General features: G+C 65.0%; 16 protein-coding genes. 6 read left to right on the top strand and 10 right to left on the bottom strand.

The features are described 5' to 3' along the window. Positions 1-138 precede the first annotated feature (138 nt). The 3 genes from EX88_RS25325 (at position 139) to EX88_RS27485 (ending at position 2,052) form a co-directional block, all read left to right on the top strand. Complete coding sequence (locus EX88_RS25325) at positions 139-999, top strand: c-type cytochrome (RefSeq protein WP_081930942.1); 861 nt, start codon at positions 139-141, stop codon at positions 997-999. Beyond that, positions 983-1,513, top strand: coding sequence for a YybH family protein (locus tag EX88_RS0113090; protein WP_223621045.1), 531 nt, complete (start codon positions 983-985; stop codon positions 1,511-1,513). The genes EX88_RS25325 and EX88_RS0113090 overlap by 17 nt, the downstream gene beginning before the upstream one ends. 230 nt (positions 1,514-1,743) lie before the next feature. After that, positions 1,744-2,052, top strand: coding sequence for a DUF411 domain-containing protein (locus EX88_RS27485; RefSeq protein WP_430536911.1), 309 nt, complete (start codon positions 1,744-1,746; stop codon positions 2,050-2,052). An 85-nt stretch (positions 2,053-2,137) separates the two neighbouring features. On the opposite strand, the gene EX88_RS0113080 is transcribed toward EX88_RS27485, so the two are convergent. The 9 genes from EX88_RS0113080 to EX88_RS0113040 form a co-directional block, all read right to left on the bottom strand. Then, positions 2,138-3,598, bottom strand: a complete 1,461-nt coding sequence (locus tag EX88_RS0113080; protein WP_031372440.1) for a serine hydrolase domain-containing protein — start codon at positions 3,596-3,598, stop codon at positions 2,138-2,140. 130 nt (positions 3,599-3,728) lie between these two features. Continuing rightward, on the bottom strand, positions 3,729-4,484 hold the full coding sequence (locus EX88_RS0113075) for a LytR/AlgR family response regulator transcription factor (RefSeq protein ID WP_031372439.1): 756 nt from the start codon (positions 4,482-4,484) through the stop codon (positions 3,729-3,731). Continuing rightward, positions 4,481-5,596: a sensor histidine kinase gene (locus EX88_RS0113070; protein WP_051885078.1), complete on the bottom strand. Its 1,116-nt coding sequence runs from the start codon at positions 5,594-5,596 to the stop codon at positions 4,481-4,483. The genes EX88_RS0113075 and EX88_RS0113070 overlap by 4 nt, the downstream gene beginning before the upstream one ends. A gap of 144 nt (positions 5,597-5,740) precedes the next feature. Further along, positions 5,741-6,130, bottom strand: coding sequence for a hypothetical protein (locus tag EX88_RS0113065; RefSeq protein WP_031372437.1), 390 nt, complete (start codon positions 6,128-6,130; stop codon positions 5,741-5,743). A gap of 809 nt (positions 6,131-6,939) precedes the next feature. Further along, positions 6,940-11,379: a TIR domain-containing protein gene (locus tag EX88_RS0113060; RefSeq protein ID WP_081930940.1), complete on the bottom strand. Its 4,440-nt coding sequence runs from the start codon at positions 11,377-11,379 to the stop codon at positions 6,940-6,942. A gap of 11 nt (positions 11,380-11,390) precedes the next feature. Next, complete coding sequence (locus EX88_RS0113055; protein WP_031372435.1) at positions 11,391-11,723, bottom strand: toll/interleukin-1 receptor domain-containing protein; 333 nt, start codon at positions 11,721-11,723, stop codon at positions 11,391-11,393. A 20-nt stretch (positions 11,724-11,743) separates the two neighbouring features. After that, complete coding sequence (locus EX88_RS0113050) at positions 11,744-13,429, bottom strand: serine protease (protein ID WP_031372434.1); 1,686 nt, start codon at positions 13,427-13,429, stop codon at positions 11,744-11,746. Between the two features lie 3 nt (positions 13,430-13,432). After that, positions 13,433-14,434: a hypothetical protein gene (locus EX88_RS0113045; RefSeq protein ID WP_031372433.1), complete on the bottom strand. Its 1,002-nt coding sequence runs from the start codon at positions 14,432-14,434 to the stop codon at positions 13,433-13,435. A 489-nt stretch (positions 14,435-14,923) separates the two neighbouring features. Continuing rightward, positions 14,924-15,298 (bottom strand): nuclear transport factor 2 family protein, encoded by a 375-nt coding sequence (locus EX88_RS0113040; RefSeq protein WP_031372432.1) that lies wholly within the window; start codon positions 15,296-15,298, stop codon positions 14,924-14,926. 162 nt (positions 15,299-15,460) lie between these two features. Here EX88_RS0113040 and EX88_RS0113035 point away from each other — a divergent pair, with 162 nt between their 5' ends. Continuing rightward, entirely contained in the window at positions 15,461-16,342 is an 882-nt protein-coding gene (locus EX88_RS0113035; RefSeq protein ID WP_031372431.1) for a LysR family transcriptional regulator, read from the top strand. Between the two features lie 104 nt (positions 16,343-16,446). Here EX88_RS0113035 and EX88_RS0113030 read toward each other — a convergent pair whose 3' ends face one another. Continuing rightward, on the bottom strand, positions 16,447-18,330 hold the full coding sequence (locus tag EX88_RS0113030) for a glycoside hydrolase family 9 protein (RefSeq protein WP_081930939.1): 1,884 nt from the start codon (positions 18,328-18,330) through the stop codon (positions 16,447-16,449). Positions 18,331-18,459: 129 nt separating this feature from the next. Between EX88_RS0113030 and EX88_RS0113025 the strand changes: the two genes are divergently transcribed. Together EX88_RS0113025 and EX88_RS0113020 are read left to right on the top strand one after the other, a co-directional pair. Further along, positions 18,460-19,710, top strand: a complete 1,251-nt coding sequence (locus EX88_RS0113025; protein ID WP_036148815.1) for an ROK family transcriptional regulator — start codon at positions 18,460-18,462, stop codon at positions 19,708-19,710. Positions 19,711-19,770: 60 nt separating this feature from the next. Continuing rightward, a complete protein-coding gene (locus EX88_RS0113020; RefSeq protein ID WP_081930938.1) occupies positions 19,771-20,883 on the top strand; it encodes a carbohydrate kinase family protein in 1,113 nt (370 codons plus the stop codon). Position 20,884: the final 1 nt, after the last annotated feature.

Below are 20,884 nucleotides of genomic sequence, written 5' to 3'. Positions count from 1 at the left end.
CTTGGCCGAGCCACGCGTCGGAGCGGCGAACCTGCGCCTCGCATCGGCGCAGGTTCGAGCAGGGTCGAGGCCGCGCCCAACTGCGCGACGAGTTCGCCAGCACGCTCGCGCGTTCGCACAAGATTCACGAGAGACTCCATGAAGACCATCCGCACCTCCATGCTCGCGGCCATGCTCGCGATCGGCTTAGTCGCCGTCGCCGGCGCGGCCACCGTATATTCCGGCGTCTACAACGTCGCCGCTGACGAGCCGCATACGCCTGCGGTCTACGCATTGCTGGAAACCGCCCGCGCTCGCTCGATCTCCGTACGAGCGAGCGAGTTGCAACTGCCGGCCGGTCTCGACGATGAGGCGCGTATCCGACAGGGCGCAGGCAACTACGCCGCGATGTGCGCGGGCTGTCACCTGGCGCCAGGCAGCGGGCCGACCGAACTGAGCAAGGGCCTGTATCCGGCGCCGCCGGACTTGACTCGGGAAATGGTGTCCGCCGCCGAGGCGTTCTGGGCGATCAAACACGGCATCAAGGCCAGCGGCATGCCGGCCTGGGGCAAAAGCATGCAAGACGAATACATCTGGAACATGGCCGCGTTCCTGCAAAAATTGCCCAAGCTGGACAAAGCGCAGTACCAGGCCTGGGTCGCCAGCAGCGGCGGGCACTCGCACGGCGGCGGGGAAACCGGTGGGCATGCGCACGCACCTGACCAGCGCGACAGCCATCGGGAAAGCGGCGGGCCAGCGCATGAACAAGCGCATCCCCGGCAGAACGATGAGAGCGGGGCCATGGGAGCAAAGCCGGGCATGAGGTCGGAAGGCGGAACCCGCCATACCCACGCAGATGGTATGCAGCACCTGCATGCTTCGACGGTAAAACCGTCCGGGCCGAAACCGCCGGCAAAACCCCAGGCCGCCGATCCCCATGCGGGGATGGCCATGCCGGAAGCGAAACCCAATCCCCAAACCCATCCAGCCAGCGACGATGGCCATGACCACCAACATTGACCGTTCACTTACCCGGGAGAATAAATCGATGCCTTTGCGCTTACTGACCTGTTTCTGCGTGGCCGCACTGTTCGCGTTGCCGGCACCGGCCCACGATGGCAAGCACGCATCGCCGGCCAACAGCGATGTCTCGGCGGCCGCGAAGCCTGCGCTCGAAACGGTCGAGCGCTTTTCCTCGGCGCTCCAATCCGGAGACCTGACCCAGGCGGGCTCGTTGTTGGCGGACGAGGCGCTGATTCTGGAAAGCGGCGGCGCCGAGCATTCGCGCGAACAGTACCTGGGCGGGCATGCCGCGCACGATGCCGCATTCCTGAAAACGGCGCGCGTTCGAGTGCTGCGCCGCACCGCCCGCGCCGAAGGCGGTCTGGCCTGGGTGGGCACCGAGAGCGAAGTGCATACCAGCGGGGATGGCAAGCCCACGATCTTGCTGAGCACCGAAACGATGGTGCTCGAGCGAGCGCAGCCAGGCTGGCGAATCGTGCATATTCACTGGTCTTCGCGGCCCAAACGCTAAGGAACGCCGTCATGCGAATGAACAGATATCAAGCCGGACTGTGGCTGGCGCTGGGAGCCGGCCTCGCCTTGAGTGCCTGCGCACGCTTGCCCGATAGCGCGGCGGCCAGCACGCCTGTCGTGTCAGCCCCAGTGAGCCCCGTGGCATTGCCCCAGGTCCTGGTGCACAAGGACCCGGCCTGCGGTTGTTGCCATCTGTGGGTCGAGCATCTGCGCAAGGCCGGCTTCCGGGTGGAGGCGCGCGACGAGGACAATCTCAACCCGATCAAGCAGCGGCTCGGGGTTCCGCATGGCAAGGGTTCGTGCCATACCGCCGAGATCGATGGCTACGTGATCGAGGGGCATGTGCCGGCGCAGGATATCCGTCGTCTGCTGGCCGAGCGTCCCCGGGCTCGCGGCCTGGTGCTTCCGGGCATGCCCGCGGGCTCGCCGGGAATGGAACTGCCCGATGGCAGCGTGTCGCCCTATACGGTGGAGCTCGTGCTGCTGGATGGCAGCACGCAGGCCTTCAGCCAGCATGGCGGCGAAGCGGCGCCGTAAATCGGTACGCTCCGGTCCGATGCGCGATGACGGCCAGGTTGGCCGTCATCGTCGTATGCGCGAACCTCCGCTTCCCGCGGCCGTGTCAGAGCATCAACTCCAGACTGAGTTCGTCGCTGAAACGCGCCGACCAAGCGCCTGTCGCCTTGGCACGCAAGTCGTACAGCCCGGTCGGCGCGACCAGGGCGGCGCGGGCCAGTTGGCCGTCGCGGTCGAGCGCGATCACTTGCAGTTTGCGAGTGGGCCAGGCTTCGGCCGCGTCGAAGTAGCCGCCGAGCGAATTGGCGGCGCTGAGTTGGCCGATGCAACGGCCGTCGACGAGACGGAAGCTGAGCTCGCCGTCGAAGCGGCGTTCGCCGAGGCTGCCGCGATAGCGCGTCGCCGCGAGCGGGCAGGGCCGGGGCAGCAGGCCCTGCGGCCGAGGTCGGTGCGGTGCCGCCAGCATCATCGCGGTCTTGTCGATCGCCGAAACCCACTGGGCGTTAGACAAGACGCCGGCGGCGAGATCCTGCTGCGGCCACAGCACCAGCGCGCTGCGTGCGCCGTCGGTGGTGCCGGCGTGATGGGCGATGCCTGCGCCGTCCTCGTCTTTGCCGATGCGCCAGCCCAGGCCGAGGCCGTAGTCGCGTTCGCGCACCGGTTGGCCGTTGGCGTAGCGGGTCGGCTGCAACATCGCCTGCCACGTCTTCGGCGAGACGATGCGGCCTTGCAGCAGGCGCCCGCCGAACCGCACCAGCGCCTCGGGCGTGCCGGCCATGCCGCCGCCGGGCCAGGTGTAGCTGAAATCGTTTGGCGGGGCAGGGCGCGGCGCGCCGTCGCCGATCTTGTACAGGCGCGACACGTTCTTGCCGAGCCCGTCGGTATCGGCCTGGATGGCCAGGCCCGGGATGATCTGTTCGGCGAGATAGTCCAGGTAATGTCGGCCGGATCGGGCTTCGATCACCGCACCGATCAAGGTATAGCCCCAGGACGAGTATCGGTAGGTCGTGCCTGGCACCGACAACAGCTTGCGATCGGCGAAGATGCCGACCGCGTCGCGGCCGGTCGCGTAGTGACGCTGGCCGGCGTTTCTGTCTCCGAGCTGGTAATGCGGCATGCCCGAGATATGCGCCGACAGCTGCCGCACGCTGATCGGCGACCAGTCGTTGCGCAGCCACGGCAACATTCCCGAGACCGGTGCATCCAGATCGAGCCGGCCCTGTTCGGCGAGCTTCGCCGCGGCGGTGATCGCCAACGGCTTGGACACGCTGGCCAGACGGAACACGGTATCGCGCTCGACCGGCAACTTCGCGGCGATGTCGCGCAGGCCACTGCAGCCGGTCCACACGACCTCGCCGTCGCGCCACACTGCCGCTCCCATGCCCGGCACGCCGTTGGTGGCGCGCAGCGCATCGAGCATCAGTTGCGAGGTCTTGGCCGCGGGCGAGTTCGATCCGGCGGCGCAGCTGTCGGCCGCGAGCGCGGTATGCCAGGGCGCGATGGCCAGGCTCAGCGCCAGCGAAGCGTGCAGGTGGGAGGCTAAGCGGAGTGTTCGAGTACGCGACATGCGACGGTGCTCCTGGGGCGGTGACGCCACTCTAGTCGCGAGATTCGGGCCCGGATCGGCTACTGCGGTCAGTCGTGCACGGCCTGCGCCGAGTCGGTGGGGAACGGTGCCGCGGCGCATCCCGGTGCGTCTACGAACGAGCGCCTTGCAGCCGCGCCAGCAGCGTGTCGATATACGTGCGGCTGACCCGCAACGGGGTGCCGTCGTGCAGACGCAGCATGGCATCGCGATTGGTCTGAGCCTGCAGTTCGGCGATACGATCCACGCGCACGATGGTCGAACGGTGGATGCGTACGAAGCAGGCTGGGTCGAGGCGGGTGGCGAGATGATGCAAGGACTCGCGCAAGAGGTACATGCGACCGCCGGCATGCAGACTGGCGTAATCGCCATCGGCTTCGATCCAATCGATGTCGGCGGTAGCCACGAACAACGAACGCCGCCCGACCCGTGCCGAAAAACGCGTCGGCCAAGCGGGTTCCGGGACGATGCCGCCCGGCGTTTGCGCCGCGGTGCCGCCGGCATGCCAGGCGAGTAGGCGCCTTGCGCGGTCGAGCGCTTCGGCGAAGCGCAGCTCGTCGATCGGCTTGAGCAGGTAATCCACCGCGTTGAGCGCGAAGGCCTGCACCGCGAAACTGTCGTGTGCGGTCAACAGGATCGCCAACGGCCGGCACGTCGACGGCAGCGCGGCCAACACTTCCAGGCCGGTCATGCCGGGCATCTGCACGTCGATGAACACCAGATCGGGCCTGCGCTGTTCGAGCCCGGCCAGCGCCGAGGGGCCATCGGCGTATTCGCCCTCCACCACGACATCGGTGCAACTGGCCAGCCGCGCGATCACGCCGCTGCGCGCCAGGGGTTCGTCGTCGACCACCGCCACGCGCATCATGCGGCAGGCCCCGCATGCAACCGCAACGGAAAGGATAGGTCCACCCGATAACGTCCGTCGGCGCCGATGCCGGCGCTCAGTTGGTGATCGCCGGGATAAAGATTAGCCAGCCGTGCGCGGATGTTGTCCAGGCCCACCGGCTCTGCCCGCGCGACGCTGTCGTCGGGGCCACGACTTTGCTCCGCACACAGATCGTTGCTCACCTGCACGCGCAGCCGGCCGGCCTCGTCGCCGATGTGGATGTCGAGTCGGCCCGGCGCGGTGCGTGCGGCGATGCCGTGGCGGATGGCGTTCTCGACCAGAGGCTGCAACAACAGATAGGGCACCTGCGCCGTCAGCAGGCCGGGGCCGAGCTCCCACTTCACCAGCAGGCGCGCACCCAGGCGTGCCTTCTCGATATCCAGATAGGCCTCGGTGATGGCGACTTCATCGGCCAGGCCGACTTCATGCCCGTGCGCACCGTCGAGCGTGGCGCGCAGGAAATCGCCCAGGCAGGCCAACATCTGCTGTGCTTCGCGATTGCGTCCCTCGGCCACGAGAGCGGAGATGGCGTTGAGGGTATTGAAGAGGAAATGCGGCTGCAGTTGATAACGCAGCGCGCGCAGCTCGGCGTCGCGGATCAGGGCCTGCGACTGCAGATGGCGCGCCTGGGCCTGCTGCAACTCCGCGTAATACACCGCCACCGCATGGATGGCGCAGTAGGCGATCAAGGCCAGCCAAGCGCCTTCCAGGCCGCGGAAGATCAACCACCAGTTGAAGCCGTCGAGCGTGGCTCCCTTGCTCCAGGCGATCATCACCACGCTCAGGGCCTTGGTCGCGACCACCATCGCATAGCTCGCCGGCAGCAACACCGCGGCCATGGCCCAGCCGGCCACACCGCGACGCCACAGACCGCGTTGCAGCGCCGTCAGCGGCAGCATCCACAGCGCCAGCGCGAACAGGTACAGCGTGCGCGATGCCGTCGCCGCGCCATGGTCCAGCAAGGGCACCGCCATTAACAGCAGCCCCAGCCCCAAGGGCAGGCCGGCCAACAACGGCAGCCAGAACGGCGGTTCGGTGCGGGGCAGGGGGCTTGAGTGTGGCTTGGGACGAGCTTCGGTCGACGCGGTCATGGTCCTGGGGCACGAAGGGTCGGCCCGATTGCATCCGATCCGGCCGCGTTTGGCCAGCCCGTCAGCGCGGGCGTGCGCCGAACCGGTGGCTGGATGCGCTATGGCGGTGTCCGGCCTTAGGAATACGAGGACTCGCGCACTGGCTCAGCAGTCGCCGGCCGAGGACCAGGTGTTTCCCTTGCGAACGACCAGTTCGCCGTTGATGCAGCGCAGTGAGCTTTTTTCTTGCGGTTGTGCGCTGCGTTCGGCCAAAAGCTCGGTTTCCAACTGCAGCACCCGGTCGCGCAGGCTGTCGCGCTCGGCAAGGGCTTCTTCCATTCGCAGTTGTATCTGCTGCTGTTGGGCGATGGCCCGGTCGGCCGCTTCGTTGCGTTTCTTGTCGTCCGCGGCGGTCTGTTGCTTGCCGATCTGGAAGGCTGCCGCGCCCGCGGCGGCAACGATCCCGGTGAAGATCAGGATGGCGAGCCCGGGGCTGATCCAGCCCCAGGGGCTTCGATCCTCGTCTTTCCTGACGGTGCGTGTGTTCTCGTCCATGACGCTTCCCCCTGGGTAGGCAAGCAGGATAGCCGGTCGTAAAGGAGAAGGACGCCCATCGAGCCTGCACCTGGAACTGTTATCGCAACGATCGGCGCGAGGACTGCCGAGCGTCCGCCACGCACTGGCGCGACCTGGATACGTGGCACAGGTTTCCGCCGGGCCTGTTCGTTGCGGATTCTTGGTCGTATCGTGGAGCGACCAAACGGCGCAGGGGGCGCTATGCACGCAAGGATCGCGGTTGGGTTATTTCTTGTACTCGTAGCGGGCCCGGTGGCCGCCCAGAACATCCATAAGTGCGTTCGCGGCAAGGAGATCAGCTATCAATCCGAGCCGTGCGAGGCTGACCAAGCGCACCTGAAGACTTGGGGCACCTGGGCCACTTCCAGCGACGCCTATGGCCGAGTGCGAAATCCGCCTCAGCCTCGGATAGATCCCGACTATTTGCCGCGCCTGGCCAGGCGTGCGCGACAAGGCGCCGGTCCTGGGACCGTTATAGGCCCCAGTACCGGAAGCTACAGTGCTTGCGCGGAGACGAAGCGTTTACGCGACCAGTACCTCGAGTCGGAGCAAGGTCGGAACACCGGCTACGACGGCCGCAGGGCATGGAACGATCGCGTGTATGACGCCTGCAAATGACGTTGCCAGGGAAGCTGAGCTCAGCCGGCGGCCGGATGCTATCTGCTCTATAACATAATAGGCATTATGCGAAGTAATGGGTCGGGGTGTGGCCGCGGCTGAGCTGTCGGTGAGCTGCGTTCCAATCGCATGCGGATCCGTTCGGCGCTCGGCCGTACAGGCAATCGGATTCAGCCCCTGTCGAGCTCCTGGAATGACCGCGGACGCCACCCGGCCTTCAGGCGCGCGATCCAGCGCTTGCGCTGCGCAACCACGTCGGGGCGGTCGCCCGCCCGCACATAGGCCTCGAAATCACTGATGGCCCCGGCCGTATCGCCGGCGAGCACACGCGCAACCCCGCGACTGTCGCGCGCCATCCAGTTGGCCGCATCGCTCGACACCGCGGCGTTGCATATGGCCATGACCCGCTTCGCGTAACCGCGCTTCACCGCGGCCCAGCAAAGCCCATTGGCCGAGAACGAATCGACCTTGACGGTCGCATCCAGCGAACGCCCCTTCTCGAACAGCTCGATGGCGCCCGGAAATTCTCCGCTTCTATAGGCCTGCTCCAGCCAATAGGTCGCCACGCGCTTGGCGGCTTCAGCTTCGGGATCGATCCCGCGCTTCTCGTCGAGGACCATCGCCGCGCGGTAGCCAGCAATGGCACCCTGCAGGTCGCCGCCATCAGCCAGCTTGCCGGCTTCGGCGATGAGCACGTCCGCACGCACGCTGCCCGCGGTTTCTTCCGGCGTTCGCCATAATGCCTTCGAATCGAGCTGCTCGGCGCGTTCGAAGCGCGCGATCGCCTCTTCCATGTGCCCCTGCCTCGCAAATTCCTCCCCCTCTTGCACGAGGATGGGGGCATAGATCTTGCTCGCTTGCTTGCCAGGGTCGATGTCGAGGCCGGGATCGAGGACCAGTGCCTCACGATACTTTGCAGTCGCCCCGTCGAGCTCGCCTATGGAGGCTTGTGCGTCCGCTTGGACGACGAGCTTACCCGCCTTCTTGACGCGCTCGATTTCCTGCGCCGGATCGAAGCTGGTACCAGGGTCGATTTGGCGAACTCTACCGAGCTCCGCGAGCGCGGTGTCCGATCGTCCGTCGCGTACCAGATCCCGACCGCGCTCGAGCACGCCGGCGATGCCGATACGCCTCGCTTCCGCCGCCGGCTCGAACGGCAGCTCGGGAACCAATGCCTTCGCCCGCGTCAACAGCCGTACTGCATTATCGAGATGGCCGCGCTTCGCATCGCGGCGTGCATGCTCAAGATAACCCGGCCCAAGGCCCCACTCGGGACACGTAAAGCGATACTCGAGCTCGCCGAGATACTTCTCCCATTCCTCGACATCTAGATTGCGCCCGCTCGCCTCGCAAGCAAGGCGAATCAGCTCCCCGCCGTCGAGACGCCACACTCTGCCCTCTCCCGGGAGAAGCGCGGCAAGCCAGCGATCGTCGGGGGAGAATTTCAGCGCATAGAGCCCGGCGCGATCCTCTTCCCTCCCCGGCCATGCCAACGGAAACTCCTTCCCCACGGCATCGAGCGTCGCCATCCTCAGCAACTGCACGTTGCCGGCGCGATCGGCAAGCGCGAGCCACTGCCCATCGTGACTGACCGTGATGATCGACAGCGGCACGCGTAGCGCTATAGCCTTTTCCGGCTGGTCGCCGGAGGCCAGGTTCCACACGCGGAGCCATCCATCTTCGCTTGCGGTGATAAGGCGCTGCTTGCCAGGCACCAGCGCCAACGTCGTGATGGTGTCGATATGGCCCTGCAGGATGCGCGGCTCGGCCTTGGCATCCCTCATCGACCATACCCGGATGCTGCCGTCCATCCCGGCCGTGACGACAGCTTCGCCGTCGGCAATAAAGGCGCCCCATATGAATCCCGTGTGACCTTTGAGCGCACGCACGGATACGGGCTTGGAGAGCGCCACGACGCTCGCTGCGCCACTGTCGGTCGCGACCAGGAGGCTGCCATCGTCGGGACTGAACTCGAGGGACGTCACCCAGTCTTCCTGTCCTGCCAGCGTCAGCGGCTCGGCCGCCAGGTTCGAGACATCCCATACGGCAACCGCGCCGAACGCGCCACCTGCGGCCAATCGCTGACCGGAGTGACTGAACGTCAGCACGGATACGCTTGAGGCGGCTCCCTCCGCGCTCGGTATGCGCAGTGTCGCCATGGGCTTGTCGTGCTCGCCGTTGCGCCAGAGCCGTATCGTGAGGTCCTTGTCGCCCGCCGCGACGAGCTTGCCGTCGGGACTGAAGGCAACCGCGGAAACGCCGTCTTCGTGCACTGGGATCGTTACCGGAGCACGATTCGGCCGCGCTAGCGTCACGATCGCGAGAGCACCGCCCTGGCGCGGCATGGCGACGCGCGCGGCATCGCGGTCGAAGGCCAGCATCTGCTGGAGGCCACCGAAGGGTTGACCCGAACGGCTACTGGAGCTTGAGCCGGACGTCATCCGCTGCTCGAGCTCAGCGTCGTCTTCGACGTCGCTCACTCGCAATGGATCAAGGCTCGGATTCGTCAGCATCCAGAGCCGCGCTTCGCTCGACCAATCGCCGATGACGACGGCGTGACCGTCGGCACTCATCACGAGCTTGTTGCCTTTCGCACCGAGATAGCGGCGCGCGTCCGATGACTCGAAATCGGACGTCAGATCCCACACCCACAGCTCCTGGGCATCCGTCAACGCCGCGAGTCGGCGACCGCGCGCCGAATAACCGACGGCATGAATCGGTGCGTTCACTCGCTCTTCGGCCTTTGCCTCCGCGGATGCTTCAACATTCCATAGCGACATGATGTAGTCCGGCGGTTGTCCGCCCGCCACGCGCGTGGTGACGAAATGGCGTCCATCGCCGCCAAGCGCTGCGAGGCTTTCAGGAATACGCCGCTCGATCTGCGCGCCGGTCGGACTTAGCTTCCAAACCAGCGTCTCGCCGCCGCCGGCCGCGATGAGGTGATCGCCCGTCATGAATGCCGACGAGGGCGCATCGAACGACAACGCGGCTCCGGGAGCAGTTTCGCCCGGCGTGCTGGCCATCGCGACGGCCCGCGGTGCGTCGTCGCCAAGACTCCAGAGCACATGGGGTGCCGACTGCGTGGCGACCACGAGCCAACGGTCGTCCGCGCTGAAGACCGGAGCGGTTGCAATGACGCCCGTCAGCAGCTTATGGGGGGCAGCATCGATGGCCTTCCTGTCCCACAAGAGCACCGTCTCATCCCATCCGGAGGTAACGATCCAGCGACCGGTCGATCCGAACGCCGCGGTTGCAATGCCGCGCATCTCACCGTCGACTGACTTCGCGGCGTGACCACGCAGGAGAGTCGGCGGCGCGGTCAGGTCGGCGACCTCATGCAAGGCGAGATCTGGGCTGTCATCGACTAGCAACAATGCAGTGCCGTCGTGACTGAACTCAAGATGGCGAATACGACCCACGCGAGGCGTCAGCCAGCGTGGCTTTCCCCGTCGAGGCTCCTGCACGTCGACTACCGCAAACCGATCACGATCTTTGGTGATGAGGGCGAGCCGATGCTGCGGTCCGAATATCGCTGCCGACAGCCGGCCTCCCTCCGAACCGGACGCTTTGTCGTTCGGCAGCGCCGGCAGCGTTAGCTCGCGAGACTTGCTTTCAGAAGCCCTGAGATCCCAGACGGTCACTTTGCCGTCGTCGTCGTAACGCGCAAGCCAGCGTCCGTCGGCGCTAAAACTAAGCCCACGCGTGTCGATGCCGAGCCGCGTGCCGCCGGCCTCCGCCAAGACACGCCGCAGCGCAAGCTCCGCATCGTCGGTCAACGTACCGTCAACATCGTGTGTGGCACGCGCCGCTTCCACGGCGAGTAGAAGCGCCCTTTCCTTGTTTACCTCACGCTCGTCCTCGGATTGCATGGCCAGGGAGCGCGCGAAGCCGCGAACCGCGACATCGCGCTGTTCTTCGGCGCGTTTCATCTGGACCCAGGAGAACACCGCCGCGCCTGCGAGGCTCGCCATGACCACGCCCGTGATGGCGATCGCGATACGCCGTTCACGCCGCTGCCGCAAACGCTCACGCTCCTCAAGCTTGTTGCGGTCGATGCCGTAGATGTTCGCAAGCAGTGTGTACCATGCGCCAGCGAACGGCGCTTTGGGAGGTTTGTTGCTGGCTACGTCGAAGCCGCGATAGTCGGCGGCAAGGGGAATCGCATGCGCCTTGCAGAGTTGCGCAGGAAAGGCGCAACGTGGGTCGACGGCATCGGCTTCGTTGTTCGGTACGCCGTCGAGCAACAGCGAGATCACATCGGCGTTCTCGTGCGTTTCGAGAAACCACTCGATCTCCTGGTCGACGAAAGCGCTCTGGCGCGCGTTGGGCGAGCACACCACAAGGAGCCTCTTCGATCGCCGCAGGTTATCCCGGATAGAAACGCCGTATTCGGGTCCGGTCAGATCCTGGGCATCTCGAAAAACACGCAGGCGACGTCGTTCGAGCGGCAAGGAACTTGGCGGCTTGTAGGCCTCGAGCGCTCGTTCGAGCCGCGCGACGAACTGAATGTCTTTGCGGCTATATGAGATGAACACGTCGTAGCGTTCGGCGAGCGACTCCTCAAGAGGTGCGGCGTTGGGCACGCTGGTCGATGTAGGCAAACGTTCCATCGTATCGACATCTAGAAAGGGCGGCCCATCTCACGCGGCAGCTCGCTCAGGTCGATCGGCTGAACGATGACGCCGAAGATGCGCTTGCCGAGCGAATTGGCGAGTAGGAATTCGGTCAGGCACCATCTGGAGGCGGCCGACGTCGGCGAAATCACGAAGATCAAGGCTCCGCAGCGATGCGCGGCCTGGGGCAGCCCCACTTGCCATCGCTCACCCGCTATCAAGCCGCGGCGCGGGTCGAGATCGAGGAAGACGTCGCTCCAGCTGTTGACGGCGAGCCGGTCGCGCAACGCGCAAGCCTGCGCATTGTCGCTCGAGGAGTGGCTGATGAAGATGGGCGACACTCGTTGTCCTCACATCGGTTCTATTGGCTTGTCGCCGGCGAAGTTACAGATGCCCCACTCCGCACCGCATGAAACGCGATCCCTTCGTTGGCTTCATAACAGCCTTCTCCACGCAGGCGCGGCATCGACGCCGAGCCGCCGTGATGAACGCCGATCACCTCCCACTGCGAGTTGAAAACCGGACTTCCCGAGCTGCCGGGGTCCGTCGGCGTGCGGTAGTGAATGAGGCGACCATCGTCGTCGATATCCAGCAACAAACTGTCATGCAGCGATATCTGCAATCCACTCCCCAGCGGATGGCCCACGACGTAAGTTTTGGCCTTCTGGCTGACCAGTGGCAGCGCCCTTGCCGTTGCGAGCCCGGAAAACCCGGTCGTAGTTTCGGTGAGACGTACGATGGTCACGTCGAGACTATCCTGGCGCGCGCATCGCATGCCGAGGTTGCCGGGCGCCGAGGTGAACAACACCTCCGCTATACGGTGGAACACTGGCTGCGGTGCGGTAGCGCATTCCACTTCAAAAGTGACCAGGGCATCGCTCGGCGGGATCGCGCCGGCGACTTCCTCGCTGATGACGTGCGCGTTGGTAACGAACACCGGCTCGGCTCCCCACGCCGGATTGATCTCGGCGCCCGCCACCAGAAATCCGGTGCCCAGGCGTTCCATGCCACGCTTGGTCACGCAACCGATGGAGCTGCACGCGGAAACCATGCGTTGGAGCAAAGCGAGGCTGAAACCGGACTCGCCTGCGAAGTTCTTCTCCAACTCGGCCGGGCGCTTGGCGATCGCCTCGGTAATCGCCTGCACGCGGCCTGGCGAGATGGAAACCCTCGCTTCGGAGCGCAGCACATATCGCGCGATGATCGTTGCCAGCCTGTTTGCGCATTCCGGCCCCGTGCCGAGCGCGCTGCCCTGCCATATTTCGCGAAGTTGCCGCTCGTAGCTTTCGACATGGAACGGCAGCGTGCGAGGATGGTGGAGGAAACGGTACAACCAGAATTCCGCCGACTCGCATTCGCCGAGAGCAAGGTAGGTTTCCGAAAGCGTGGAGCAAAGCCACGAGTCGCTGGGATCATTGGCATGGAGGGCGAGGAGACGTTCGCAAAGGACTTGCGCCATTTGCGTCGGCGATGCAGGGCGAGGCGGCAGTCCTTCCTTGAGCTCCCGGCTCATCAGCGCAATGGCGTTGATGGCCAGCCAGTAGGGCTTGTCCCGATGCGCATGAAACTGCTCAAGGTAGCGATCGGTGGCCTTGACCAGGCTGCCCTTGTTTGCGCGCGACACGAAGCGTTGCTTGTCGATGCGCCCCAGTAGGCCTTGGTATTCCACTATTTCGGACATGGCGTCCGCGGATGCTCCAGGCGCCTCGGCTGCGGATAGGGCCTCGTGCAAAAGCCGCTCGGCAGCATCGAGCCCGGAAAGATTAATCAGCGCCTGGGCCTGGTGTTTGGCGATGGTCGGATCCAAGCCGACGCACGCGTGCCAAGCCTCACCCAACCGTTGCGCATGATAGAAATGGCGGTGCGCGTTGAGTGCACGCATCGCAAGCCTTACTTCGTCGACAGAACGGCGCTGTTGGCCGTTTCCAAATGAGGCGATAAGCAAGTCCACCGCCGCTGCGAGCTCCCATGGCGGGGCGGAGCCACAGTTTCCCTCCGCGAGGGAATTGGCGAGCTCTAGCATCGCATCGCCGTCCACCGCGCGCATGAGCTATTGGCCCATTGCTGCGATGAGCTGTTCGCGTAGCCGGGAGCCAGCCAGATAGTGCGTAGCGCTGTGTCTCCAACGCCCCCAGTTGGATTCCTTGATATCTTCGACGCCCTTCCCTCCTGCCCCCGCATAGTCATTCGCAAACCGTGGGTCCGCGCCGCAAATCGGATCGAGCGGATCGTAGATGTTGATCCAACGATCGAGGCGAGAGGGTGGGAAGTCGGGCTTGCTGCTTCCTGGTGCGTGTAATTCGTCCTGTACCTCCTTTACCCCCAGGGGCGATCCGAGGGTAAGTAAGGCGTGGACATGGGGGCAGTCATCGCAGTTACGTATAACGTCATACGCCACTATCGTGCCCATGCTGTGCGAAACGACGATGACCCGGTCCGATTCCTCGCGGGCCGCATTGAGCTTATGAAGCAACCGGGTGCGGAGTTCCTCGCGAACCTTGAAGCGACGGCCGTCTTGCCGGACGTATTCCTTGTCGAACAGATAGTAGTAGGCCTCCATCGCCGCGGCACGCACGATGGCTTGTTTGATCGGGGCCGGCAGCCAGCTTGCGATTTCGTACTCCGACGCCTCCTCCAGCGATGAAGCCGGATTCGCGACGGCGACTGGTGACAGGGCAAGTTGCGCGCTGAATTTCGATTCCAGGCTGGTAACGAAGCGTCGCTCTTCGTCGGTCAGCAACTCCATTTTGCCGGGCACATCTTCCATGCCCGCAACTTCCGCCACTATTTCGGCCTCCCCTGCATCCCCTGCGGACTCGTAGTACGAAGAAAGTTCCGTTTCGTAGTCGGTGCCGTAGAAGACGTCGGCGTAGTACCCGAAGTGCCTGGGAATACCGCGGTTGTCCAGATGGACGCCAGAGTTGGGCGGTGCGAAGACGCTGGGCATCGGATTGTCGCGGGACAATGCCCACATCCAAATCTCCTCCAGCTTCTCTGGCGCGGGCTTCTTTGCGAGCCCGTGAACGAACACGACTGCCGCATCCCTTTTCATGCGCACCACTCCCTAGAACCCGACCCTGGCTCTATAGCGAGTACAACGCGGGCGACACGTCATGGCGGCCACTTGGCATAAACCTGAATCGACCAGGCGATGCTGTCTACGCTGTTCGCAAGCCAGTACTGGGGGGCCTTGCAAATCAAGGGCCTGCGTCAATCGCTATTTTCCCAGGCAGACATCGTGGCTCCCGCGTCGGCTACGCGCGCTCCTCAGGTCCCCGTGAACACTCACCGGCCATGCTGGCCCGACTCGTCTCACGAACTGCGGTTCGCGCGAGTCGCACCGGAAACCGATTTATGCACAACGGCGACGAAGTTTCGGTTGGCGCTTGCGGACGAGTATGGAGCGGATGACCGACGGTCAAGGTCGCTCTGCCCCGATCTGCTCGAACGATCGTCGGACCGGGCGGATCGGCTGCAACCAAACGAAGGCCCCCGGTCGGAGGCCTGTCTCAGGCTGACGCTCCACCTGCTTCGGTCGAATCTACTGGCGGACGTCGACCGTCATCACCTTCTGAACGATCTTCCAGCCGCCCTGCACCTTCAGGCACGACAGCAGGTCGGTGAAGTGACGCGGCGGCATCTGCAGCTTCAGCTTTATCAGGGCGAGGTTGTCCGAAACATCGATCGCGACGACCTCGTCCTTGCGCTCAAGGCCGAGCTTTCGTGGAGCGGTCGCATTGCGCACGCCGCTCAGCCAGGTCTCGATCGGCATCACGCTGACTTCGCCGTCGTCGCCGATTCTGGTTACGGCACTGAGGGGGTGAAATATCGACTGGAACTGCTCGGCGTCCATGTCGTACGCGGCATCGAAATAGACTTGAGCCAAGGCTCGCAAGGTGTTTTCAGCGTCTTCCATAGATTTAACTGCCCGATGTCGGAGATTGCTGCGAAAGCGAGGACGGCCGGTCCGCTCTTCCGCTCTGGGGCGTGCTCTCCCGGTCGCCACAGGAATCACTTTAGATCGCGCCTATATATGAGTAAATTGCCAATACCCACATAGAACTCATGAGCCGATTTCATGAAGAGCGAACTCAATGACCTCGCAGCGTTCGCCATCGTCGCCACCGAGCGGAGCTTTACCAGGGCTGCGGCGCGGCTTGGGGTCACACAGTCCGCGTTGAGCCACACGATCCGCGGCCTGGAACGTCGGCTGGAACTGCAGCTCCTCGCGCGCACGACCAAGAGCGTGGCGCCGACCTCCGCGGGCGCAGCGCTGTTGAAGACGCTCTCGCCAGCGCTCGAGCAGATCGATCGGGCGCTCAACGAGGTCCGCACCGCGCGAGACCGGCCGACCGGCCGGCTTCGTCTTGCCGTCTCGAAATCCGCCGCTGTGTCGGTGCTGTTGGCCAAACTTCCGGCGTTCGCCGGGGCCTATCCCGAGGTGGTGCTTGATGTGTCCACCTGCACGGGCCCGGTGGATCTGGTTGCAGGCGGGTTCGACGCCGGCATCCAACTGGAAGAATTCATTCAGAAGGACATGATCGCCGTGCGCGTAACCCAGGAACTACGCCTGGCCGCCGTCGCTTCGCCCGGGTATTTCGCGACGCGCAGCCGCCCCCTGAAACCGCGGGACCTGAGCACCCATAACTGCATCGGGCTGCGCCTTCCGGGCGGCCCGTACCGATGGGAATTCGAGAAAGGCGGCGCGCCCGTGACGATCACCGCCAACGGGTCGCTCGTCGTCGACGACACGAGCCTCGCCATCCACGGCGCCTTGGCCGGTGTGGGCATCGCGCTAGCCTACGAAGACCAGGTGGCGGACTACATCGACGAGGGCAAGCTCATCAGGGTGCTGGAAGATTGGTCGCCCTCTTTTCCCGGCTTCTTCATCTACTACCCGGACCGTCGCCATCAATCGGCGGCGCTTTCCGCCCTGATACGCGCCCTGCGCCTAAGCTAGCGCCGCTGCGCGGCAACGCCACCCGCATCGCCATTGCGCGTGTCTTGCGCGAATTCGTTCCTCAGCCCAACTCTTGCGGATTCGGAACGAACGCCGCAGCCAGCTCAACGCGTTTCGGCCGTCGTCATCGTCATGGCCGCGAACAGCATCCAGGTGGTGTGGGGAATCCACTGCTCCACCCAGCGCCACTGCTCGGAATCCGGGCCAGGTGCGAAGCTGATGCCGGCACCGGTGTCGCTGCCCGGTGCGCCGGTGATGCCGTTGGAGATGCCGCCCACGAACATTTCGCCGGCGCTCTCCAGCACGGTCGGCGGATTTTTCTTGCCGAAACCGTAGAGCATGGAGATGCCGTAAGGGTTGCGGCCCAGGGTCCAGTCGAGTTGGCTCTGCGCATAAGCCGCTCGATCGGCGGGCAGTCTATAACCGGCCGCGTCATGGTCTGCGAGCTTGCGGCCGCCGATGACCATGGCCGCGCTGAGCGACGCCAGGCGGGCGCTTTCGCCCTGCCACCAGTAGCCGGTTTCATTGCGGTGCGGGATGAAGAACCCTTCCAGTACCTCGCCTGTGGCCTTGCCGTCCTGGGTCAGTTGGAAGCGCTGGCGGGCGTAGCCATACGGGTTAGCGACCGCATTGGTGATGGTCAACTCGTGCTTGAGCGCCGAGCCGATGGCATCCAGCGCACGCTGGCGGCGCCCCTGCTCCGGTTCGATATCGACATAGGCCGAGAGGCTGATCACCGGCAAGCCGGCCTCGGCCGCATGGTAGTACGGGCGGCTGCCGCCATCGCTGACGAAACCGCCGTCGGCCTGTTGCCGTGTCATCAAGCGGGCGGCGCGCTCGCGCGCATCGTCGAGATAGCGCGACTGGCCGGTGGCGTTGTGCAGTTCCACCAGCGCCATCAACGCGGTGTAGTCGTCGATGATGTTTTCTTTGCCGTCGGCGCCGTATTGCGGGTTGAACCGGCGCAGGTGCGCATAGGCACGCTCTGCATCGGCCAGATACTGGGCACCGTCGAATTCGCCATGGCGGCCGCTTTGCTTGGCCAACATCGAAGCGCGCGCGAGCGCCGCGATGGCCATGCCGCCGCCGGCGCGAAATGCCGAGCGGTACAAGGTAGTAAACGTTCCGGCCGAGCCTTCATAACCGGTGACCATGCGCTCGACGCCGGGCGTACCCCATTGGTCGAACACGGTGGTGTAGAAGTAGCCCTCCGCATCGAGGATGCGATGCAGATAGTCCGCGCCCCAGAACGCCTCGTCCTCGACCTGTGTCTGCAAGTCGTGGGCGGCGAACAGGGTCTTGCGCGCATGCGCGCCATAGGCGAGCACCCAGGCCGCCATCGAGGCCTGCTGCGGATTGAAATGGTTGGCGTAGCCCAGGTGCGACAGGTATTTGCCCTTGTCGCCACCGGCATCCTGCCAGCCGCCCCACACATTCACCTTGCGCGAGGTCTGGAAGATGCGTAGCTCGCGGTCGGCGTTATCGGTGTGGCGGCTGCGCTTGAAGTAGCCCAGCAGCTGCGCGCCGGTGGTGGCGAAGACTGCGTTGTCGCGCACCGAGACCGACGCCGACATCGCACGTTGCTGGCCGATGCGCACTTCCACTTCGTACTTGCCCGCATCCTGCGCATCGGAAAAGTCGACGCTGAAATAGCGTTTGCCCGTGCCCCACTCGGCAAACGGCCGCAGTGGCTGCAGATCGCCTTGCTTGATCGGCTGGCCATCGCGCAGCACGGTGTAAGTGCCCTCCCCGGCCTCGCCCGCATATTCGACGATGGCCTGTTTCGGCCCCAGCCGCTCCAGCGCCACCTGGTTGATCTGCACCAGCAGCGGCTGTTTCGGCAGGCTCACCGACACCGTGGTCTTCGGCTTCGTCGCCGACGCTTCGGTCGATGCCGCGATGGCCATCTGCGGCAGGCTGGACAGCGCAATCGCCAGCGCGGCCATCGCTTGAATTGCGGTCTTGCGGGAATGCGGCGCAGCGGTCATTGGCACGGTTCCGGATAGACTGGCCACCGCAACTTAGCCATGTGGCCGGCCGCCGTCAATAAATACTTCACATGGATGTATGAATAATACGAACTCCCTCTCCCCTACGCTCAAGCGGTTTCAACGCCTATGAATATCGGCCGCGGCGCCACCCAGCAATCCAGCGCTCCCTACAACCGCCGCCTCGTGCTGGATTTCATCCGCCAGCATGGCGCGGCCTCGCGCAAGGACATCCAGGAAAAGGTCTCGCTCAGCCCGCAGACGGTCGCCAACATCACCAATGAGCTGGAATCCATCGGCCTGATCGTCTCGCGCCGGCAAAAGGACCTGAAAACCCGCGGCCAGCCGCCGATCGCCTTCGAGATCAATCCCGACGCCGGCCAATCCATCGGCATCAGCCTGGAACCTGGCCGCGCCTCGGGCGCGCTGGTGAATCTATTGGGCCAGATCGATGCGCGCTGCGAGGTGCAGTTGCAGGGCTGCGATCGATCGCAGTTGTTGGCCGGCTTGCTCGAGCTCGTGGCCAAGCTGCGCCGGCAGGCCAATGCCCGGCTGTGGGGCATCGGCGTGGCCCTGCCCGGCCCGCTCGGCGACACCGAACTGAGTTTCGTCGGCCCCACCGCGCTGGAAGGCTGGAAGGACCTGTCCATCCTCGACCAGTTGCAGGAAGCCACCGGCCTGCCCCTGTTCCACAGCGTCGACAGCGTGGCGGGCGCGCTGGGCGAGACCTTGTACGGGGTCGCCCGGCACCTCGACAACTTCTTCTACCTGCACCTGAGCATGGGCCTGGGCGGCTCGTTGATCGTCGCTCGCAACACCTACCGCGGCACCGACGGCAACGCCACCGAGATCGGTCACGTGCCGGTGGTCCCGGGCGGCACGCCCTGTTATTGCGGCAACCAGGGCTGCCTGGAGCGCTACTTGTCGCTGCACTCGCTGGCCGAGGCGCTGGGCCTGGACGACGGGCAGATCCGTACCTCGGACGTGCTCGATCGCTTGGACGACGCTGCCGACGAACCCTTGCAGCAGTGGTGCCAGCAGGCATCCCAGCGGCTGCGCGATGCCATCTGCATGATCGAGAACATGCTCGACCCGCAGACCATCGTCATCGGCGGGTCGGCGCCGCAGAAACTGGTACAGCGCCTGGTCGACCTGGCCCAGCCATGGCACCGCTCGGTGCGCGGCCGCCCTGCCCCGGAATGGCCGCGGGTGATGATTTCCCAACGCGAGGAGGACTGTTCGCTGTTGGGCGCCGCGGTGCTGCCCATCCACGAGCTGCTCTCGCCGCGCCTGGAAGGCCTGCAGAAAGATGAACTCGGGGAGCTGCAGACGGCCGAGCTGCTGGGTCACCGCCCGGCGGCCGGGGGGCGCCGAATTTAATTATACTTCCACTGGATATTTTTATTGACAGAGCAAAATTGGGGTGACTATAGTCGCCCCATGAAGCTAGAGCATCCCGAACCCAGCCGGCCCCAGCCCAACCGGACCGAGTCAAACCGGTCCGAGTCCAGCCAACCTCAATCCCGTCAGCCGGAGCTCGGCCGGTCTCAGTTCAACCCGCCCCAACTCAGCATCGTCGGCGACGTCAGCGTGGACCTGGTCCTGGGCACGCTGGACGGTTGGCCCAAGATCGGTACCGAACAACTGCTGCCGCGCAGCGAACTGCGCGCCGGCGGTTCGGCGGCCAACTCCGCCCTCGCGGCCCGGCACCTGGGCCTGAACCCGCATCTGATCGGCGCCATCGGTGACGACGACCTGGCCCAGTGGCTGCTGCTGCAGCTGGCGGGTATCCGAGTCGAACTGCAGACCTGTGCCAGCGACACCACCGTATCGGTCGGGCTGATGCATGCCGATGGCGAACGCACCTTCTTCACCAGTTGCGGGCACCTGCAGCATCTGACTCCGGACTTCGTACTCGAACACCTGCCGCAGGCATCTCCCGGCAGCATCGCCCTGTTCACCGCCCCCTTCCTGCTGCCGGGCCTGCGCGAGCGCTTCAGCCAGCTGCTGGCCGCGGCCTCGAGCAAGGGCTATCAGGTCGCACTGGATACCGGCTGGCCGCCGGAAGGCTGGACGCCGCAGGTGCATCAGGAAGTCGAAGGCTGGCTGGCGCATTGCGACCATCTGCTGGTCAACGAGTTGGAGGCGGTGAGCATCGCCGGCAGCCAGGACGACGGCCAGGATCTGGACGACAGCCGGGTCCTGGAGCTTGCGGTGCAACACGTCGCCCGCCTGCTCAAGCCCGGTGCCCATCTGATCGTCAAATTGGGCGCCGCGGGTGCGCTGGGGCACGTCGATGGCCGGAGCATCCGCTACACCACCGAGATGGTCGGCGACATCTTCGACACCGTGGGCGCCGGCGACAGCTTCAATACCGGTTATCTGGCGGCGCGCCTGAGTCAAACCAGCACGAGCCAGGCCAGCACGAAGCAGGCCAGCCTGCGCGACGCGCTCGCGGCCGGCTGCCGCACCGCCAGCGCGATCCTGCCCCGCTTCCCGCGCAAGCGCATCGGCGCCGGCGAACTCGCCCACTGCCTGCAGCCGCAGTCCTGAC

The sequence above is a fragment of the Lysobacter antibioticus genome (genome assembly GCF_000731095.1).
In the GTDB taxonomy this organism is placed as follows: domain Bacteria; phylum Pseudomonadota; class Gammaproteobacteria; order Xanthomonadales; family Xanthomonadaceae; genus Lysobacter; species Lysobacter antibioticus_B.
Note: the sequence above shows the minus strand (reverse complement) of the source record. Positions and strands in the feature narration are given on the sequence as shown.

What these genes read in the sequence shown, in the direction of transcription:
- EX88_RS0113025 (WP_036148815.1), top strand. Translation starts at nt 18,460, where the DNA reads ATGAATATCGGCCGCGGCGCCACCCAGCAATCCAGCGCTCCCTACAAC.
- EX88_RS0113070 (WP_051885078.1), bottom strand. Translation starts at nt 5,596, where the DNA reads ATGACCGCGTCGACCGAAGCTCGTCCCAAGCCACACTCAAGCCCCCTG.
- EX88_RS0113040 (WP_031372432.1), bottom strand. Translation starts at nt 15,298, where the DNA reads ATGGAAGACGCTGAAAACACCTTGCGAGCCTTGGCTCAAGTCTATTTC.
- EX88_RS0113035 (WP_031372431.1), top strand. Translation starts at nt 15,461, where the DNA reads ATGAAGAGCGAACTCAATGACCTCGCAGCGTTCGCCATCGTCGCCACC.
- EX88_RS0113065 (WP_031372437.1), bottom strand. Translation starts at nt 6,130, where the DNA reads ATGGACGAGAACACACGCACCGTCAGGAAAGACGAGGATCGAAGCCCC.
- EX88_RS0113050 (WP_031372434.1), bottom strand. Translation starts at nt 13,429, where the DNA reads ATGCGCGCGGTGGACGGCGATGCGATGCTAGAGCTCGCCAATTCCCTC.
- EX88_RS0113080 (WP_031372440.1), bottom strand. Translation starts at nt 3,598, where the DNA reads ATGTCGCGTACTCGAACACTCCGCTTAGCCTCCCACCTGCACGCTTCG.
- EX88_RS0113060 (WP_081930940.1), bottom strand. Translation starts at nt 11,379, where the DNA reads ATGGAACGTTTGCCTACATCGACCAGCGTGCCCAACGCCGCACCTCTT.
- EX88_RS25325 (WP_081930942.1), top strand. Translation starts at nt 139, where the DNA reads ATGAAGACCATCCGCACCTCCATGCTCGCGGCCATGCTCGCGATCGGC.
- EX88_RS0113090 (WP_223621045.1), top strand. Translation starts at nt 983, where the DNA reads ATGACCACCAACATTGACCGTTCACTTACCCGGGAGAATAAATCGATG.
- EX88_RS0113030 (WP_081930939.1), bottom strand. Translation starts at nt 18,330, where the DNA reads ATGACCGCTGCGCCGCATTCCCGCAAGACCGCAATTCAAGCGATGGCC.
- EX88_RS0113075 (WP_031372439.1), bottom strand. Translation starts at nt 4,484, where the DNA reads ATGATGCGCGTGGCGGTGGTCGACGACGAACCCCTGGCGCGCAGCGGC.
- EX88_RS0113045 (WP_031372433.1), bottom strand. Translation starts at nt 14,434, where the DNA reads ATGAAAAGGGATGCGGCAGTCGTGTTCGTTCACGGGCTCGCAAAGAAG.
- EX88_RS0113020 (WP_081930938.1), top strand. Translation starts at nt 19,771, where the DNA reads ATGAAGCTAGAGCATCCCGAACCCAGCCGGCCCCAGCCCAACCGGACC.